This is a genomic window from Moorena sp. SIO4A1 (genome assembly GCF_010672065.1).
In the GTDB taxonomy this organism is placed as follows: Bacteria; Cyanobacteriota; Cyanobacteriia; order Cyanobacteriales; family Coleofasciculaceae; genus Moorena.
Genome location: NZ_JAAHHX010000351.1, coordinates 1 through 2,139 on the forward strand (window position 1 = coordinate 1; position 2,139 = coordinate 2,139).

At 43.0% G+C, this 2,139-nt stretch carries 2 protein-coding genes and 1 pseudogene; 1 reads left to right on the forward strand and 2 read right to left on the reverse strand.

The features are described from left to right. A pseudogene (locus tag F6K53_RS38115) lies at window positions 1-536 on the forward strand (shikimate dehydrogenase); the annotation flags it as partial. On the opposite strand, the gene F6K53_RS38120 reads toward F6K53_RS38115, so the two are convergent. Together F6K53_RS38120 and F6K53_RS38125 are read right to left on the reverse strand one after the other, a co-directional pair. After that, on the reverse strand, window positions 537-1,853 hold the full coding sequence (locus tag F6K53_RS38120; protein ID WP_293084931.1) for a class I SAM-dependent methyltransferase: 1,317 nt from the start codon (window positions 1,851-1,853) through the stop codon (window positions 537-539). Between the two features lie 3 nt (window positions 1,854-1,856). Further along, window positions 1,857-2,139, reverse strand: a 283-nt coding sequence (locus F6K53_RS38125) for a class I SAM-dependent methyltransferase (protein ID WP_293084934.1), incomplete at its 5' end; no start/stop codon positions are given.

The following is a 2,139-nucleotide window of genomic DNA, read 5'->3' on the forward strand; positions in this document are numbered from 1 at the left end:
CCCCGTTGAAACGGTATAACCGGGATTGGAGTCAAACTACTGTAGTCATTTTGGGGTGTGGTGGTGCCGCACGAGCTGTAGTAGTGGGTTGTGCTCAACTCGGTTGTACTGAGATTCATGTGCTTGGTCGCAATCAGGACAAGTTAGGTCAATTTAAGCAAAGCTGGATCAAGTCTGACCTTGCTATTACTATTCATACTCATCCTTGGGAACAACTACCGGAACTCCTGCCCCAAGCCAATTTGTTGGTTAATGCTACTCCAGTGGGCATGTATCCCAAGGTCGAGCAGTCTCCTGTGGATGAGCTAGCTATGGCCAGGTTGCCGGAAAATGCGATCACTTATGACTTGATATATACTCCTAATCCCACTCAGTTTTTACGACAAGCCCAGGAACAGGGCGCGATCGCCATTGATGGATTGGAAATGCTGGTGCAACAGGGAGCAGCAGCTTTCAAAATTTGGTTAGGACAAACTCCACCAGTGGATATTATGCGTCACGCTCTGCAGGAGAAATTGGGATTATTGAAAAGTTAGTTACTTTTTGCGAAAATGCAGAATTCCCCAACTGAGGTAACCGTTCTTGCCAGCATCAATCCAATGATTAAGACCTACTTTCATGGCGTCAATGTAATCCTTGCCACTATCGGCAACGGCTTGCTGATAATTGGCATCTACCGTTTCGAGGACTCGCCGATAATGGTTCACCAGTTGCGCCGTTAGATCAATCACCTGGATTTCTTCTAAACCTGTAACCTTAGCAGCCTTGCGATAGAACTCAATAGAACCAAGGGAGTCGAGGTGAATGCGGTCTAAAACCGGTTGCAGCAATCCTTCGGGACAGTCATCACTCTGCATGGGATCAGTGAAGATGAATTCACCTCCCGGTTTCATCACCCGCTGAACCTCTTTAATCAACTGAATCCGGTTACCACTGTGCAAAATTGCATCCTGAGACCACACCACATCAAACTGTTCATCCTCGTAGGGAATGTCTTCAAAACTACCCTCGATTACTTCAATCAAAGACCCAAGTCCCTGTTCTTGGTTCATTTGAGAATTCCGTTGATTCTGAACTTTGCTTACATTCAAACAAGTGACATGACAACCGAAGGTTTTAGCCAAATAACGGGCTGCTCCACCATAGCCCGAGCCAATATCGAGAACGGAGCTATTTTCATTCAAGTTCAGTAATGAGGCGACCCGTTCAACCGTGCGGCGACTGGCATCAAAAACAGGTTCATCTTCCCGTTCATAGATACCAACATGAATATCTTCTCCGCCCCAAACAGTGGCATAGAATTGATCAGCACTATCACTGTTGTAATAAGTTCGAGCGGTATCAACGGTTGTGGAATAGTTCACTTGGTTTTGTCCTTTCAACTTCTTTTTGTATTCTTTTTCGGCAACATGAACAAAGAAATCTTGTTCATCATTATGATAGCTTTCTTGGAAATACCCATAAGTTTTAATTCCTTGAAACCCTACTTCTTGCATTAAATTTATGGTGTAATCCTTCCGCAGGGGAAACATATTAAGATGGTAAACCGATTGATCGGGGAATTCATATTTAAATCTAGCTAAACCTTCATCCAAATATTCAGGTTCGGCTTTAACATCTTCACCACAATAGTAGTAAATATGTTTTGAATAAAAGCCATGATCTAAAATGCTGTCATAATTCCGTTGATCTAGAATTAAAATGCCATCATAGCGAAGTGCAGCATAGAATTCTGCCAAAGCTTTACGGCGATCGCCCTCACTAAACAGATGAGTAAAGGAATTTACTAGACAAATTACAGCATCAAATTTACTATGAATATCGCGATTTAACCACCGCCAATCCGCTTGCACTGTTCACAGAATTAAACCATGACGACGGCCATTTTCAAATGCTTTGGCGAGCATTTGCTGACTCCCATCTGCACTCACCACTTCAAATCCTGCTTTTAACAGACGAATGGAGTGAAATCCAGTTCCTGTTGCTACATCTAGGACTTTTTTGACACCGTAATGTTTTAATATATCGATGAAAAACCTACCTTCACTTTTGGCACGGGTTTCCCAGCTAATCAACTCGTCCCATTTTTCTACAAAGCTTTGGATGTATTCTGCTTGATATTGAGATGTTTGTCGAACA